Source organism: Enterobacter cloacae complex sp. 6730903, from assembly GCF_048283985.1.
Taxonomy (GTDB): domain Bacteria; phylum Pseudomonadota; class Gammaproteobacteria; order Enterobacterales; family Enterobacteriaceae; genus Enterobacter; species Enterobacter hormaechei_C.
On the sequence record NZ_JBLVXX010000069.1, the window covers coordinates 1 to 16,712 of the forward strand.

The 16,712-nt window shown below is 51.2% G+C and carries 15 protein-coding genes and 1 pseudogene; 7 read left to right on the forward strand and 9 right to left on the reverse strand.

The window, feature by feature from the left end; all coding sequences use genetic code 11:
• Positions 1–98 precede the first annotated feature (98 nt).
• From ACNQ0W_RS23495 to ACNQ0W_RS23510, 4 genes are all read left to right on the forward strand, one after another.
• On the forward strand, positions 99–500 hold the full coding sequence (locus ACNQ0W_RS23495) for a nuclear transport factor 2 family protein (protein ID WP_417933261.1): 402 nt from the start codon (positions 99–101) through the stop codon (positions 498–500).
• A 105-nt stretch (positions 501–605) separates the two neighbouring features.
• Positions 606–1,748 (forward strand): ester cyclase, encoded by a 1,143-nt coding sequence (locus ACNQ0W_RS23500; protein WP_048981847.1) that lies wholly within the window; start codon positions 606–608, stop codon positions 1,746–1,748.
• Entirely contained in the window at positions 1,749–3,044 is a 1,296-nt protein-coding gene (gene hisD, locus ACNQ0W_RS23505) for a histidinol dehydrogenase (protein ID WP_059294874.1), read from the forward strand.
• Positions 3,045–3,097: 53 nt separating this feature from the next.
• Positions 3,098–4,405, forward strand: coding sequence for an amidase (locus tag ACNQ0W_RS23510; protein ID WP_062933576.1), 1,308 nt, complete (start codon positions 3,098–3,100; stop codon positions 4,403–4,405).
• Between the two features lie 72 nt (positions 4,406–4,477).
• Here the strand turns inward: ACNQ0W_RS23510 and ACNQ0W_RS23515 are convergent, their stop codons facing one another.
• From ACNQ0W_RS23515 to ACNQ0W_RS23555, 9 genes and pseudogenes are all read right to left on the reverse strand, one after another.
• Complete coding sequence (locus ACNQ0W_RS23515) at positions 4,478–5,533, reverse strand: ABC transporter ATP-binding protein (RefSeq protein ID WP_062933577.1); 1,056 nt, start codon at positions 5,531–5,533, stop codon at positions 4,478–4,480.
• A 1-nt stretch (position 5,534) separates the two neighbouring features.
• On the reverse strand, positions 5,535–6,746 hold the full coding sequence (locus tag ACNQ0W_RS23520) for an ADP-ribosylglycohydrolase family protein (RefSeq protein WP_062933578.1): 1,212 nt from the start codon (positions 6,744–6,746) through the stop codon (positions 5,535–5,537).
• Positions 6,743–8,143, reverse strand: a complete 1,401-nt coding sequence (locus ACNQ0W_RS23525; protein ID WP_062933579.1) for an extracellular solute-binding protein — start codon at positions 8,141–8,143, stop codon at positions 6,743–6,745. The genes ACNQ0W_RS23520 and ACNQ0W_RS23525 overlap by 4 nt, the downstream gene beginning before the upstream one ends.
• A 14-nt stretch (positions 8,144–8,157) precedes the next feature.
• Entirely contained in the window at positions 8,158–9,057 is a 900-nt protein-coding gene (locus tag ACNQ0W_RS23530; protein WP_017692842.1) for a carbohydrate ABC transporter permease, read from the reverse strand.
• The gene (locus ACNQ0W_RS23535) at positions 9,057–9,980 is read right to left on the reverse strand and encodes an ABC transporter permease (protein ID WP_235143889.1); all 924 of its coding nucleotides are present in this window, start codon (positions 9,978–9,980) and stop codon (positions 9,057–9,059) included. Before ACNQ0W_RS23535 ends, ACNQ0W_RS23530 begins: the two co-directional genes overlap by 1 nt.
• A 121-nt stretch (positions 9,981–10,101) precedes the next feature.
• Complete coding sequence (gene rbsK, locus ACNQ0W_RS23540; protein WP_032649197.1) at positions 10,102–11,340, reverse strand: ribokinase; 1,239 nt, start codon at positions 11,338–11,340, stop codon at positions 10,102–10,104.
• A 469-nt stretch (positions 11,341–11,809) separates the two neighbouring features.
• Complete coding sequence (locus tag ACNQ0W_RS23545) at positions 11,810–12,643, reverse strand: hypothetical protein (protein ID WP_032654645.1); 834 nt, start codon at positions 12,641–12,643, stop codon at positions 11,810–11,812.
• Positions 12,644–12,687: 44 nt separating this feature from the next.
• Positions 12,688–13,308: pseudogene (locus ACNQ0W_RS23550) on the reverse strand (site-specific integrase); the annotation flags it as partial.
• 240 nt (positions 13,309–13,548) lie between these two features.
• Positions 13,549–14,466 (reverse strand): hypothetical protein, encoded by a 918-nt coding sequence (locus ACNQ0W_RS23555; RefSeq protein WP_062933581.1) that lies wholly within the window; start codon positions 14,464–14,466, stop codon positions 13,549–13,551.
• 464 nt (positions 14,467–14,930) lie between these two features.
• On the opposite strand from ACNQ0W_RS23555, the gene ACNQ0W_RS23560 reads away from it, so the two are divergent.
• From ACNQ0W_RS23560 to ACNQ0W_RS23570, 3 genes are all read left to right on the forward strand, one after another.
• Positions 14,931–15,776, forward strand: coding sequence for a DUF6387 family protein (locus ACNQ0W_RS23560; RefSeq protein ID WP_001067212.1), 846 nt, complete (start codon positions 14,931–14,933; stop codon positions 15,774–15,776).
• 280 nt (positions 15,777–16,056) lie between these two features.
• On the forward strand, positions 16,057–16,263 hold the full coding sequence (locus tag ACNQ0W_RS23565; RefSeq protein ID WP_000795663.1) for a helix-turn-helix transcriptional regulator: 207 nt from the start codon (positions 16,057–16,059) through the stop codon (positions 16,261–16,263).
• A gap of 20 nt (positions 16,264–16,283) precedes the next feature.
• Complete coding sequence (locus tag ACNQ0W_RS23570; protein WP_001019190.1) at positions 16,284–16,583, forward strand: hypothetical protein; 300 nt, start codon at positions 16,284–16,286, stop codon at positions 16,581–16,583.
• Positions 16,584–16,712: the final 129 nt, after the last annotated feature.

Consider the following 16,712-nt stretch of genomic DNA (forward strand, 5'->3'; position numbering starts at 1 on the left):
CCCCCCCCCCCCCCCCCCCCCCCCCCCCCCCCCCCCCCCCCTTTTTTCAAGCATAAGACGGCATACCAGATAATGGCGTATGTCTCGTGGGCTCGGAGATGTGTATAAGAGACAGCTACTTAACGATGTGGGCGGGCGGTAACAGCGGCGTGGTGCCCGGTCTCTATCACCCGGCGGCGACGCTGTACGCGCCGGGGCACTGCCTCTGCACCGGCGAACAGGAAATTGGCGCACAGCTTTCCGGTTATCGCGCTTCATTTGCCGACAGCGAAACGCAGCTTCATCACCTGATTGTGCGTAAAGATCCTAATGAGCCGATTCGACTTTCATTGCGCTGGTCGTTGTTAACCTGGCATGACGGTTACGGCAAATTTGGTGCGCCGACCCGTAAACCCATATCAATTACCGGTATCAGCCAGCTTGAATTACGTGATGGTTTAATTTTCCGTGAATATCTGGGGATCGATGAATTAGCGATTTGGTCGCAAATATTTAATTAATGGGGCGGCAGCCCCCTTATTCCGGCTGCAAATATTAACCGTGTTTAATTCACCCTCACTTACGGGTGCGGGTTCTTATTGTCTGAAAACAGAGCAGGAGTTTATATGTCTTCCACCGAAGCAACAAATAAAGCACCAGCCGTACCCGAAAAAAGCAGCGTGAAATCGCTGAAAGAGGAACCTGTATTACAGGTGGAGCGTCGTGATTTTGTCGATCTGGTACCGGAAAAAAGACCGCGTGTGCAATCATTACGCGGCTTTGATGACTGCTATACCGATATTGTCGATTATATCGTTCGCTGCACCCATAAAATATGGGACGAGCGCGATGTCGGTTTAATTTATTCTCACTATACCCATAACTGCGTGCTGTATAACGCGCTGGGGACACTCTATAACCGCGAACAGGTGGTGCAGGATACGCTGCAACGTTTAATTGCCTTCCCGGAACGGCGCGGAATGGCAACCCAGGTTATCTGGAACGGAAATGATGTTGATGGTTTTTATACCTCTCACCTGGTGACGGGAAGCGGGCGGCATACCCAGCACAGCCATTTAGGCAAACCGACGAACCGTACGTTTGTGACGCGTACCGTGGCGGATTGCATGATCCACGAGAATAAAATTTATCGGGAGTGGGTGGTCAGCGACAACATGTCGCTGATGAAACAGCTTGGTCTGAACACCGATCAAATCGCATTTAATATGGCAAAGGAGCAGTTCGATAAAGGCTTCCGCGTGATGGACATCGGCGAAAACGGCCGCATGCTGGGGCAATATCCGCCGGAGATGGAGTGCGATGTTTCCATTGCGCACACCGATACGGAGGAGCAGTGCCTGCGCTGGTTGCATGAGATCTACAACCGCCGGATGTTTGGCAAGATCAAAGAAGTGTATGCGCCTAACGTACAGTGGCACGGTCCGCTGATGAAAGAGCTGTACGGCACCGCGGCGGTAACCCATCAGACGCTGTCGCTGGTGGGGATGATCCCTGACGGCGCGTGGCTGCCGCAGCATATTTGTTCCAACCCGTGCGATGAAGGCGGCGTCAAAGTGGCCGTACGCTGGATTATCGAAGGGCATCACCTGGGTTACGGCGAACTCGGCAAGCCGACCGGAGAACGACTGTTTGTGATGGGCATGTCGCACTACCACATCGTCAACGGAAAAATTGTTGATGAGTGGGTGGTTTATGACCATCTGGCGCTGCTGGCGCAGATCAAACTCGGCCAGATGGAGGACGCGTAAATGTTAAATCAGGTGAGCTGGATTAAGCGCCCGCAGGGGCAGGATGCGCAGGCCGATCGTTCCCTGACGGAGAAGGTCAGCGCCATTATCGAGCGCGTGAAAACCGAAGGCGATACGGCGCTAAGAGCCTTTTCGCAGCAGTTTGATAAGGTCGTGCCCGCGCAGTTTGAGGTGAGCGAGCAGGAGATCGCCGAAGCACTGGAAGGGATGGATGCCCAGACGCGCCGCGACAGTGAGTTTGCCATTAATCAGGTGCGTCGTTTTGCGCAGGCGCAGCTGGCGACCATGCAGCCGCTGGAGGTAGAGACGCTGCCTGGCGTGCATCTCGGTCACCGGATCATCCCGGTGCAGACGGTGGGCTGCTACGTGCCGGGCGGTCGGTATCCGATTCTCTCCGCTCCCGTGATGTCGATTGTTCCTGCGACGGTGGCGGGTTGTGAACAGATTATCGCCTGTCTGCCCCCGGGCGCCCATCCTGCGATGATTGCAGTTTGCCATCTGGCGGGCGCGCACCGCATTTTCAAAGTTGGCGGCGCGCAGGCCATTGCGGCTATGGCCTGGGGAACGGAGAGCATCCCGTCGGTGGACAAAATCGTTGGGCCAGGCAATGCCTTCGTTAACGAAGCGAAACGCCAGGTGTTTGGTCGAGTCGGCATTGATGCCCTCGCCGGGCCGAGCGAGATTTTCACTATCGCCGACGACAGCGCCGACCCGCGCATTCTGGCCGCCGATATGCTGGCGCAGGCAGAGCACGATATTCATACCCGCGTCGGGCTGGCGACAACCAGCCGGGATATCGCTGAGCGAACCCTGGCGGAGGTTGAGCGTCAGCTTGCCAGCCTGCCAACGGCCGCCACGGCGGGCGAGGCGTGGCGTCGGCAGGGGGAGATTGTGCTCTGCGAAGATGAAGCGCAGCTGATTGCGTTTGCTGACTATATGGCGACGGAGCATTTGCAGGTGCATACCCGCGATCCGCACGCGACGGCGGCGAAGATCCGCAACTATGGCTCGCTGTTTATTGGTCAGAACGCCAGCGTGGTGTTCTCCGATAAATGCTGCGGCACCAACCATACGTTACCGACGATGGCGGCGGCACGCTATACCGGCGGTCTGTGGGTAGGGGCATACGTCAAAATCTGTACCCATCAGTGGATTGACGAGCAGGGTATCCCGGCAATCGCAGAACCGGCGATCCGCCAGAGCCGTACCGAGGGGATGCAGGGGCACCGACGGGCGGCGGAAATTCGTCTGCGTCCGCAGGACATTGATGCCATTACTACCGGCATGCGGGACTAAAACGTATCCCGGGCAGCCTTCTGCCCGGTTTTCAGCACGGGGAGCCTGAGACTATGAAGCGCCTGATACCGCCAGACGACTGTCCGGAGGAAATTGCCCGCCGTCTCGACGTCATACAGCAGCACCGGGCGCTCAACGCGATCCTCGGGGTTAACCCTGACGCCATGTCTCAGGCGGAACAGCATCAGCAGCAGCGACGGCGTGGAGAGCCGATCGGCCCCCTGCACGGCGTGCCGCTGATCGTCAAAGATAATATTGCCTGCACGCCGATGCCGATCACCCTTGGCTGCCGTGCGCTGGCCTCGCTTAACGCGACAGCGGATGCACGGGTCGTGCAGCGATTGCGCAGAGCGGGGGCGATTATTCTCGCCAGGGCCAATATGTCCGAGTTCGCGTTCGATGTGCGCTCGCGTAGCTCGCTGGGGGGTGATGTGGCGAATCCACTTTGCCCGACACTCACCGCCGGAGGTTCCAGCGGAGGATGCGCCGCGGCGGTGGCGGCTGGAATGGCGGATGGCGCATTGGGTACCGATACCGGCGGCTCTATCCGCATTCCCTGTAGCTATACCGGGCTGGTGGGGCTACGGCCTGTCTTTCGCCGTTCACAGCTGGACGGCGTGGCGCCGCTCTCGCCCAGCAAAGATACCGTTGGGCCAATGGTACATAGCGTTGAGGATGCCGCCTTGCTGCATGCGGTGATCCATGGCCTGCCGCCGGTTGCGCTTCCTGTGCGTTCGCTGAAAGGCGTTCGCTTTGGCGTGGTGACCGCGTTACAGGGAGAGGATGAGGTACAGCTGGAGGTCTGGCAGTCGGCGCTGCACACGTTGCGCCGTGCCGGAGCGACGCTGGTGGAGGTTTCACTCCCCTTCCTTGAAGAGGTGAGGCAGGCCACCTGCCTCAGTCTGTATGAATTTCGCGTGGCGATTGACGACTGGCTTAGCAAACAGCCAGGCGCTCCCTCCGGACTGACAAGCATTGTGGACTCCGGCGCTTTCCTGCCAGAGTTTGCGCCGTTTCTACGTCAGATGCTGGCGAGTAACACGCTGAAAACCCCTCTCTGGCTGGCGGGGCGTCGCTTTCAGCGCCTGTTGCGGCAGAACCTTTGCCAGGTGGCGGAGGTGCAGCGCATCGACGGATTTGTGTATCCCACCGTAAAACGATTACCAGAAAGTATGGCGAAGATGCCGCCAGGCTGCGCGCCGGAACTGGCCGCTATCAGCGGCCTGCCTGCCATTACGTTGCCCTGTGGCGTAAGCCGTATCGGGCTGCCGGTGGGGATGGAGATGTTATCGGCGCAGGAGGATGAGACGATGCTGATGACGCTGGCGCTGGCGTGTGAGGGGGCATTGCACAGTAAATGAAGATGTAAAAAACCCGCAGGGCTTGCACCATGCGGGCTTTAATGCGTTCACAGGATGGATTGAGCCAGCATGTTATGACCGCAAACGCTTGCCGGTCTGGGCATCAAACAAGAACATTTTTTCCGCGTCTACGTTGAGGAAAACCTTCTGACCCACGTTGATATCCAGCTTTTCATGGGACACCACGATCAGCTCCTGATCGTTGATACGCACCCGGATCTCCTGGCCTTCCCCGGTCATCTCTATCAGTACGATTTCCGCTGGCATCCCTGACTCGCCGATCCGGATATAGTGCGGTCGGGTGGCGCAGATGATCTCCATCCCTTCAATATGTGAGCGGAGGGGGCAGGGGAAGCGGTAGCCGTTGTTGAGCACAATCTCGCCGTGCTGAATCACGCCTTTAAGGGTGTTAATTTCCGGCGTGCCGATAAAGCCCGCGACAAACAGGTTATCCGGGTTACGGTACAGCTCTTCCGGGGTGCCGACCTGCTCAATATGTCCGGCATTCAGCACCACAATCCTGTCCGCCATGGTCATCGCTTCCGTCTGATCGTGCGTCACGTAGATGGTGGTGCGGCCCATCCGCTGGTGGATCTTACGGATTTCGCCGCGCATTTTATGGCGCAGTTTGGCGTCCAGGTTGGAGAGCGGTTCATCAAACAAAAAGGCCTTCGGGTCACGCACCAGCGCGCGCCCCATCGCCACGCGCTGACGCTGGCCGCCGGAGAGATCCCGCGGGAGGCGATCGAGCAGATGCGTCAGGCCGAGGATTTCCGCCGCCTCTTCCACGCGCGCCATCCGTTCCGCTTTTGAGACGCTGGCAAGCTTCAGGGCAAAACTCATGTTGTCCCGCACCTTCATGTGCGGGTAGAGCGCATAGCTCTGGAACACCATGGCGATATCGCGTTTTTTGGCGGGCAGGGTGTTGACCACCTCGCCGTGCATCAGCAGTTCACCGGACGTGATATCTTCCAGACCCGCAATCATGCGCAGCAGGGTGGATTTCCCGCACCCGGACGGGCCGACCAGCACAATAAATTCGCCTTCGTGAATGCTCAGCGAAATCCCTTTAATGATGCTGACGTTGCCGTAGGATTTGCCGAGATTATTTAAAACGATTTGGCTCATGTTACTCTCCTCGCCCGGCGGAGTGGCCTGGCTGCAATAATGGCATGACGTGCTGGCGGTAAAGCGCCGCCGCAGCGAGATCCTGCTGGATAATGCTTTGTGCTGATTCGCTGAAGCGCCGCGCGGCCGTGCGCAGATCCAGGCGGTTGGCGCTATCAATACCCGCCAGCACCTCAGGTTCGACAATGGCTTCCCCGTGCAGCGCGCCTAAAATCGCGCCGCTCATCACCCCGATAGAATCGGTATCACGGCCTGAATTGATGGCGTCTTCCACCGCACCGCGAAACTCGCCTTCGCGCAGCAGGCAGAAGGCCAGCGCCATCGGCAGTTCCTCAATCGACATCAGGCGCGAGGGCTGGTAGGCCATGGTCGGGACGCCCGCTTTTTCCGGGCCGTGCATCAGGTCGTCACCCATCGGCGAGAAGGGCAAAAGCGCATCGTGCAGGGCGTCAACGACCTGTTGATAATCCCATGCGGTTCCACGGTAGCGACGCGCGACGTCAAGCGTTGCCGCGATAGCCTGACGGGTACCGTCTTTAGCCAGTTTCAACGCGATGTTGGTGATAGCCTCAACGGTGATGCCAGGAATAAATGCCGCCGCAACGCAGGCGGCGAAGACCCCTGCGGCCTCCAGCCCATAGCTCTGCTGATGCCCCTGGGTGAAATTAATGGCTTCCTGGTAGGCCGCTTCAGGGTTGCAGGCATTGATGGCTCCGATGGGGGCGGCATACATGGCTGCGCCGCAGTTCACCATATTGCCCACGCCGCCCTGGCGCGGATCGCAGGCGGCCAGTTGCAGACGATGGAAGATCCATTTTTCCGGATAAAACAGGCGCTCAATAACCAGCGCTTCCCGATCCAGTTCCGGCACCCAGCGCGGTTCCCAGGCAATCTTCCGTACAAAAGACTCCCCCATATCCCACGCATCAATGTGGCGCCCCAGCTCGCTGTAAACCTCCATCAGGCAGAGCGTCATCAGCGTATCGTCGGTAATGATGCCGTTGCCGCGCACGCGGTTGTTGCGCCGTGCGGACGGCTCGTCCATCCGGTGCCAGCGCTGGTGGATGGAGGTGACGCGGCCATATTTCTCCGCGATTTGCCGGGCGGAGAGTTTCTCAACCGGTCCGCCTAAGGCATCGCCGAACGCCACGCCATACAGCATGCCCAGAATGCGGGAATTGAACGATAAATCAGTGGTTTGCGTAACGGTCATTTTAATTTTTCCTCTGCATATTCGGTCATGGCGTTTCCACCTGCGGCTTTCCAGGCGCTGACATACTGATCCCACTTGTCAAATGACGCTTTGCCAGAGACAAACTGGTACGCCCACTGGTTGTAAATACTGCTGGTTGAGTCGATGGCGGCGGCAAATGACGCCGGGAAGATAAAGGCGTTATCCGCCGTAAAATAACGTTGTGAATTGTCGATATAGCGCAGCATCGCGGGCGTCCGCCACTCCACCGGTGGCTTCCAGTTGGCGGCCTGGATAAACCGCGGATACCAGGCATTAATTTTTGGCGTCACGTTTATGGTGTTGCCCTTACGAACGTAGTGCGTGTTCTCGAAGCCCATCTGCTCCATCATTTGCCCTTCCGGGCTTGCCAGAAAATCGAGCAGGATCATCACTTCCTTTTTATGTTTCGAGAGCGAGGACATGGCAAAGCCGCGCGTTTCCATGGAAACATCTGTCGCCGCCAGCCCTTTACCTGCCGGGCCTTCGGGTGGGTCGAGCAGGGTGAGGGTGGCGTCAGGATGGATCTGGCGCATCTTTTCCTGGTACACGCCGACGTTGCCCGGCGATGAGACGGATACCACGCCAACCTTGCCGGTATAAAACTCATCCTCTTTTAGCTCCCAGTTGGTGGTGATGTACTGGGAGGAGAGCAGTCCTTTCTGATATAGCGAATGGTAGAACTCCAGCTTGCTCCGCTCCTGCGGGCTTATCTGGGCGTTGATCAGCTTGCCCTGGTCGTCCTTGAGCCAGGTGGCGTGAATACCAAACGCCGGGTTCATAAAACCGTCGAGATCGCGCAGGTCTTTCTCGGAGGTGATCCCCCAGCTGTCCGTCTTACCGTCGCCGTTGTAGTCACCGGCGTGGATCGCATTGAACAGCGTGACGTACTCCGCCAGTGTTTTGGGCGATGCGCTGAACCCGCTCTTCTGTAACCAGTCCTCACGGATCACCGGCTGGCGCGCGCGCAGCGGAAAGACATACAGCAGGGTCGGATGGTTTTGCAGGCGAAGCCGGTTGTGCGGCCACAGCGCCTCTTTCAGATAGCGGGTTTGCGCAATCCACGGACGCCAGTCTTCAAGAATGCCCTGTTCGAACATCTTCTGGTCGCTGCCGTTGAAGTAGATCAGGTCAGGGATGGTGCCGGAGAGCAGCATCACGTTCAGCACGTCGGAGTAGCCGGAAGACGACAGGTTGACGATTTCAATGTGGATATCGTGTCCCTGGCGTGCCAGCGCCTGCTCGATTCGCTGAATATGCGCGACATCTTCGCGGTTGGTGGTCAGCAGATCTTTTTCCACAATCCGGATAGTGACCGGCTCGGCCCAGGCGGCCTGGCATAACAGCAGGCCGCAGGCGATTGCTGTGAATAATTTCATCGTCATCGCTCCTGTTAACCCTTCACCGCGCCGGACATGGTCCCTTTGGTGAAGAAGCGCAAAATAATCGGGTAGATGGCAATCAGCGGGGCGATGGTTAAGGTGATCATCCCGGCTTTTAGCGCCTTGATGCTGATCTGGCTGGCATCGGTGTAGTTCGACATGCTTTCGACGCCTACCATCGCCAGCTTATCGCCCTCGACGACAAACTGACGCAGCACCACCTGCAACGGCCATTTGTCCGGGTCGTTGAGGTACACCATGGCGCGGAAAAACTCGTTCCAGTGCAGCACCATGTAAAATAACGTGATCATGGCAATGGACGATTTGGCGACCGGCATAATGACATACCACAGCGTCTGGAACGGGTTCGCGCCATCGAGTTCGGCGGCTTCCAGCAGCTCCTCCGGGATCTCTTCGAACAGGCGAACCAGAATAATCAGGTACCAGGCGAAGACGGCGCGATACAGGATGACGGACCAGTAGCTGTTCAGTAGCCCCAGCTTTTTCATCACCAGAAAATCGGGGATGATGCCCGGCTCAAAGACGATGGTGAACAGGACAAACATAAACAGCCAGCGGCGTCCCGGCAGGCGTTTTTGCGCCAGCGCCCAGGCCAGCAGCACGGTGAAAACTACGTTGATGATGGTGCCCACCACGGTAATCAGCATTGCATTGCCAAACCCGCGCAGCACGGCTTCGTTGGTCAGCAGCAGCTTCCAGACGTCCAGCGAAAAGCCCTGCGGAATAATTTCCAGGCCGCTCATGCCGGGCACGTTTGCCGGGCTGGAGAAGGATATCGCCACCAGGTTGAGGATCGGTTGTAGCGTCACGACAACCAGCAGCATCAGTACCGAGAGAATGAGCACATATTCGATGCGCTCAAAAGGGGTGCTTCGTGATGAGATGCGCATTACCAGACTCCTTTACCCGTCAGGCGTTTTGAAACGTTATGTGCCAGCACGATAAGGATCATGCCGATCACGCCTTTGAATAACCCTGCGGCGGTCGCCAGCGAGAACTCCCCGGTGCGCAGGCCCATGCGGTAGACGTAGGTGTCGATGATGTCTATCTGTCCGTTCACCACGTCGTTGGTCATGTTGAAGACCTGATCAAAGCCCTGGCTCAGGAACAGCCCGACGTTGAGGATAAACAGCGTGGCGATGGTCGGGGTGATAGCGGGCAGGGTGATGTGCCAGATTTTGCGCCAGCGCCCGGCACCATCCATTTCCGCGGCTTCATACAACTGTGGATCGATGGCGAGGATCGCCGCGATGTAAAGTAATGAGTCCCAGCCCGCGCTGCGCCACATTTCAGTGAACACCAGTACCCAGCGGATAGAGCCGCTGTCGGTCATAAAGGGGATCGGGTCATAGCCCATCGATTTAATGATGTCGTTAACTGCGCCATCAACCGGCGAGAGCGTGGCAATCGCGATGCTGGCGATTACCACCCAGGAAAGATAGTGCGGCAGATAAATCACCGACTGGACAAATTTACGGTAACCGGACGAGCGCACTTCATTGAGCAAGAGCGCCACGATAATGGGAACCGGAAAAATAAAAATCAGCTTCATTGCGCCGATAATCACGGTGTTCTGTATCACTTGCCAGAAAATAGGGGATGACATCAGCGTGGCAAAATACTCCATTCCGACCCAGATATTCGGCGGGATAATACGGTACTGCTCAAACGCAATTTTGGTTTCCCAAATGGGTAAATAGTGCCAGATAAAAAAATAGATAACCCCAGGCAGGGCCATTACGTAAAACGGCCACCACCGGCGTAACGTCTGGCGGCAACGTGCCATGCGGGATAGTGTTTGCTGATGAGGCATATTATTTACCTGCGGTATCGCGCCGCCGGGTTTAGATTCTGTCAGGGCTTTCATCGGACATACTCCCATTACTGAAATGGTTGTCGTGAATATAATCTGTGTTTGCAGAAATATGCGTGCGTTAAATTTTCTCGGTGAGAATGTTTTTATCGTTATATTGCGCGAGGCGGGTCAGGACATCTTTATATTCGGGCATATTTGATGCGCCTTCTTTTTCGACGGCCAAAGAGGCGAAAGCACAGGCAAATTTTGCTGCCTGAATAATAGATTCCCCTTTCGCCATCGCGGCGGCGAATGCGCCGTTGAAGGCATCGCCAGCACCGGTGGTATCCACACATACGGCTTTCAGCGCCGGGATATGAATGAATTGCTCACCGTCATAAATAAGCGCGCCTTTCGCTCCCATGGTAATGATGACGTGGCCTACCCCTTTCGCTTTAATGGCTCTGGCGGCTTCCTTTGCGCTGGCAAGATCCACAATATGAATGCCGGACAGCAATGAGGCCTCAGTCTCGTTTGGGGTCAGAAAGTCCACGTTCTTCAGGCAGCTAACCACATCAGATGACCAGGGGGCAGGGTTCAAAACCACCTTGATCCCGTTACGGCGGGCAATTTCAATGGCCCGAAAGGTAGCGGGTAGATTATTTTCCAGCTGGGTTAAAAAAATATCTGCGTTTTTCACTTCAGGGGTAATTGCTTCAACTTCATCGGCTGTAATGGACCGGTTGGCCCCAGGGCTGATGGCAATCATATTTTCACCATCGCTTTGACAAACATAAATAAGCGCGGTGCCGGTTTTCTGATCCTTATCCTGATAAAGCGTGAAGCTGTCGATAGCAGAAGATGAAAGATGTTCAAAGGCCATCTGACTAAACTGATCGTTACCCACCTTACCGACAAAATGGGTTTTAACATTGCATTTGCTTACGGCCAGCGCCTGATTTGCGCCTTTTCCGCCGGGTCCAATAATCGTATTTTCGGAAAAAATAGATTCTCCGCTTTGCGGGAAACGATCGACATTAGCAATAATATCAACGTTGAATGAACCCAGAATACAGACTTTACCTTTCATCTTTCGCCCTTTGTGTCGGGATTTGATCGTTTTTCTTGACTGCGCGGAGTCAAAAAAATGAATGATATTGCTATCTAAATTATTGACTGATTGGGTATGAAAAATACGGCGTTTGATAATTGCCCCACCGTGGCATCGCTCAATGCCGCCTTCCTGCGCTAATAAGTTCAGGTCGCTGCGAATCGTTTCCCTGGTGACGTTAAATACTTTCGCAAGCTGATTCACCGTCGCCCGTTCGTACCTGTTAAGCCAGGTCAAAATTGCATAATGCCGTTCTTTATTGAGCATATGGTCACCTCTGTAGTTATATTATTGTTTCCTTGTTGTTAATGTTTTGGTGTTGTTCACAGATCGTTCGACAAAACAAAAGAAAACGGAAATATATGAGGTGATAACTATTTAATATCAATTGGTTATGTTGATTGCGTGAAGGGGGGTGGGCTTTGATTTGCAGTGCGGGGATTTCAACGATGGCAGGGGCCATTACGCAACGTTAGATTTTTCTCGGGCGCTTTAGCACGCAGAACATTGGTGTAGGTCTGGGGGGCTGTGGCTGATCCGGCATGAACCGGAATACCTGAACGTATAGCGATAATCGCCGGACTAAGTCGAATGGCTCGGAGAACGACAGACACAAAAAAGCCCGCAGGGCTTGCGCCGTGCGGGCTTTCAGGACTTCATCGGATGACTCTGGTAATCACCGATGAAGAATTTTGGTGGAGCTGGCGGGAGTTGAACCCGCGTAAAAGTTACCTAACTACTTGTTTTTATTGTGGTCATGTTCATCCATGAATTCTGCGTAGCTTTTACGTATTCTTTGAATTCGTTGCGCTGTTCTACTGAGACTTGGTGAAAAAGTTAATCTGAATCCGGCTTCAATAGTATCGTTTTTTTGGCTAGTTCTGGTACATACAAAACTGGAGGTAAACACCTCCTTTCTTTTTACACCAGTGATATCTTCATAACTTAATGTTAAAGTGGGGCCCACAATGGGCAAGTACATTCCAATCGGAGACTTTGAGTGCTCCCAAAGATAATATGTCAAAAGCATTGGAATTATATTTGGTAATGTTAAATATGTCTCTTTGCTGCTAACTGACCATGGCAAAATGTAATCTACATCTTTATATTTATTGGCATGGCTAAACCAAGCAGTTTTACCATTTCCTAACAAATTTATGAGTTCTGAGTTAATCTCCTTTGAATATTGAAATGCGTAACTATTTGAATGGATATAGTCTAAATACTCTTTTGTGCTTAAGTTTTTTTCATCACTTACATATTTCAATCCGATCTTCTTAAAATGTTTGAAGTAATCAAAGTCCCAAGAGTATTCAAATTTTAACGCTGGCCCTAACCCAATGTTAATGAGTGGTGGATTTATGGTGAACTCACTACTATCATTTGTAAGGTCAATAAATTTTATTATTTTTCTTCTCGCTAGGTTAACCTCGACACCTTTTAATGTTATTTGAACCTTATTTGCTATTCTCCGTTGGATAATGTTTTGTCGTATCGCTAAATAAGCTGCAAAGGCAGATAATGTGCTAGCAACAAGACCTCCTACTCCCACCCAAGCTGGATCTGCCATCTTGATATCCCTTCTTTTCTAAAAGAAGGGATTATTTGCCAAGATCAACTTTTTTTCAATTGAATATTTGTTGTGTTATTGTCGTATTCCTTGAGATAACGTCCGTAGTGACGGAATAGCATTTCTGGGCCTTTGTGACCCATCTGAGCCGCTAACCAGAAAAGGTTTACACCACGACTGATCAGCCGTGTAGCGAAAGTGTGCCGGGTTTGATAGGGGTTGCGATACCTGATACCGGCTTTCCTTAGCGTTGGCACCCAAGCTTTTTTCCTGATGGCATCCGCGCTTGCCCATGGTTTGTTTGTCTTCGGATCCTCAAAGACACAACCGTTCTTCATGAAGCTGAAGGGCTTTTGATCGTTGAGGGCGATCATCGCCTCATCAGTTAATTCTACCTTGCGCGTTCCAGCCTTTGTTTTGGTCCCCTTCGTCACGCCTGACACGCTGGCGCTCTGTACATGCGCTGTCTTCCCAACAAAATCAATATCTCTCCAGCGGAGCGCACACAGTTCGGAACTACGCAATCCTGTCTGGATTGCAAACCTGAAAAGGTTCTCCCACTGTTTATTGCCTGTTGATGTTAACAGCGCGCTCACCTCAGCTGGTGAGAGCGGATCGACAATGTAGCGACTTTCTGCATCGCTCTTATTGCTTTGGTACCGTGTCAGACTGAAAGTATAGGGCAGTGAGAAAAAGTAGCGTGCTGGTAAGTCTTACAAACGGATCGGTGGCAATTAGCTTGTTGTGCCTGATTTTTTGACGGTATTTTTCCCCGATTTTTCCCCAGTGATTCCCCGTACAGAAAATAGACATAAAAAAACCAGCCGTAAGAGGCTGGTTTAAATGTGTTTTTGGTCGGCACGAGAGGATTTGAACCTCCGACCCCCGACACCCCATGTCAGTAACTATAGATTGTAATATTTTTTAAGAGCCTCAGTTGCTGCTTGAGTTGCAGCCGCAATTCCTATACCTAAAGTCCCATGAACTGCTTTATTTGCAATGTTAGCCATCCATTTACTAACAGACTGACCATATTCACCACGATTGTTAGCTATCGGGCCATCTTCATCAATAGCAATTTCTAAATCGTCAACATCAGATTTAGGGAAACCCTGAGCTGAAAGATACTCTTTTAATGACGCAATGTCGTTTTTTACTACGTTGTTATTTACTGAAAATGAGTTTTCATTTCCGAAGTTTATGACGGTATTGTCTCCGAAAATTGAGTTACGGAACAATGAAGACGTATCAATATTTTTAAGTTGTTCTTTCATGTTTTTTTCGTCAGAAATTTCAGAAACTTGATCCGAAAGCTCAAGTATAAAATCAAGCAGCCGCGACCTGACCTGAGTTAATATGGAGGTGAAGTTATGTAGCGGAATCTCTTTATAACAGCGTGTTAACTCATAGCCTTTATCTATACCTTTGCAATATTTAACTAATGCGTAATCCAAAGGAATTGGCTGCTGAAGAGTTTGGCTATCACCGGCGTTTGTTACCAAGTTTTCAATTTGACTGATTGAAAGCCGCACTTCGCTCCTTGTAGCATCGTTATAGTCATCTTCACTTAGATAGCCAATCGGCAACGGAAAAGCTCTATAAAGACGAACGCTGTTGTTCAGATCTGCAAGAATTCTTGTGCCAACAAATCGATAATCGGGTAGGGGAACTGAATCAGGATAACCATCAATTTCATGGTTTACCCAGGCCGCAAGCTCCTTCTTCCCGATAGAGAAGAGAAGGATCTTCGTTTTCATGAGAGCATTAGTTGTGCCTTCATCACCAGAACTGAGTATCTGAATGATTTCTTGCAGTTGATTCATATGTCTTATCCCATAAAAAAAGCCCGCATCAGCGGGCTTCTGTGGAACTAAAGAGCCGCGGCTCCTTTGCGTATCCTTTTTTGTCTCGTCACCGTCTGGTCGGTGTCCTACTGAGACTGCTAACTTCCTGTTATTACTAGTGATGTCCTATCACTGTCCAATCATGATTGGTGGGCTGGCGTCCCTGTAATTAGCTATTCATTCCATTGATTTTTAATATTATTTAAACTTTGAATTTTATGTGTGGTTCTAAAAAGGAACCATAAATCGTAATGGTATGGGTTCTCACGATTAGCGGATTGGAGAATTGTATCAAAAGGAAACAAATTCTTCAGTTCAACTCCCTGCTGGTAGCTGAACTGCGCAAGCAGGATCTGCTTTTCACCGATTAGTGAATGCGGTAGTTTTTCAGCAAAACTGAATTCTATCCGTAGGGCAGTACCAGCATAGGTGGAGAATGGATTTTGAACAACTGGTCACCAGAGCACACAAAAGACATCAAGAGTTGGTTTAAGATTGATACATATCGCAAATTTGAAGACCTCTCATTGCTCCAGTTTTACCATGAGATATGGGCTCGTAACTTGTTCTTTAAGGAGTATCGGGAAGAGTTTGAGAGCAGAACTCTTATGGGTTACTTCTCAAAAATTTTCAGTGGCAATCCTTTTTTAATTGAAGAAGGGCAACTGGGATACATGACTCCTGCCAACAAACTTTTTCAGCCTCCCCATTTTTTTCTAACAACTCTTGATCGCCTTGCTGAAACGAGCATCATTGCTATGCAACGCGGAGGTTTTGTTTGGGATGGTGATGACAATTATTCAATAAACAGAGATCTTCGGGAAGAATCACTTTCAGATATTATGCCAGATCAGTTTTCACGAACAGTCATGTTCGAGATTGATTTGGCAAGTGGCACAGACGAAGAGATTGCAGAGTCGCTTAAAGCTGCATTACCGCAGTGGCGTAAAATCAAAGGTATCGAACCAGATCCTTTAGAATCAGTTCGCTTTGGGTATGGAACTATCAAGAAACTCATCAGTTATCGTGTGATACCTATGCTGGATATCCTGGTGTGGGCAGCCGTTAAAAAAATCCGTGTCTCTGACGACAGGTTATCCAGACTGCTATATACAGACGATGACGAAGAAAGCGAAATGAGGCAGTCTAGCCAAATCAAAGATACCGACAGGCCTTTGGCTCTTAAATCCTGCACAACTGACTTTATCCGACAATTCCATTACTTCATGAACAAAAATAGCCATTTGAAGCAAATGAAAGTCTCTGATGTAATGAAACTATCGGATTAGAATTACATTTATAACTATTTGTTTTAATTTTGAAAATTAACTAAAGGCATCATTGTGAATGGTGCTTTTTTTTGCGATTTTTACTTTAAACCGGGCATTTTGACACTTGCTATAAAACGGGGGAATTTCAGCTACTCTCAAGTTCCCCTTTTCTATACGGCACCAACTTCGAGAAAACCATCCTGCATAGCTACGAAGAACCTCCGCTTCAGGAGCTTCGCTCTTTTCTTTTCCCAACTGCTCGTATAGTGACTTCACCGCAACGACAAGGGATAACGAAATGAAAAATCAAGCAACCCGCCTAATACGATTACCAGAAGTTCTCGAACGAACTGGCTACGGAAAAGCCTGGATATATCGTCTGATCAACGATGGTAAGTTTCCTGCTCCTGTCAAAATTGGAAGTCGTGCAGTAGCTTTCGTTGAAAGTGAGATTGATACCTGGATTCAGTCTGTTATCGAAACAAGTCGAAATAATGTTGCTTAATTGAACATAGGAGCGGTTTTATGAATATCGAAGAATTTGTAAGCGAAGAAAACCATATGTGCAATTTATGCGGAGATCTTTTTTACAAGATCTTTGACCAAGAAGTGATTTATGACTTACCTAATAACGAGTTTAATAAAGAAATCATTTACTGGCTCAGTCAGTATCTTGTAGGAAATCTGAGAGAACCTTTAGACTCGATCTCTGAGCTTAATGCTTGCAAACAGATATATGTTTACGAGACCTGGTTATCTCTAATTAAATGTCCTGATGAATTGAAACTCCTAGCGAAGCGGATAATTTTATATCTAATGGATTAAGAGCTTTTTATGAAAGTGTAAAGTTTGGCTGCATAATTTACCTTAAAACTTTACAGAATAAATTACATTATTTTGGTTGTCGTTTATTAGCAAGGCAGTGAGATAGTTTTCGAAGTATTAGGTGTACAT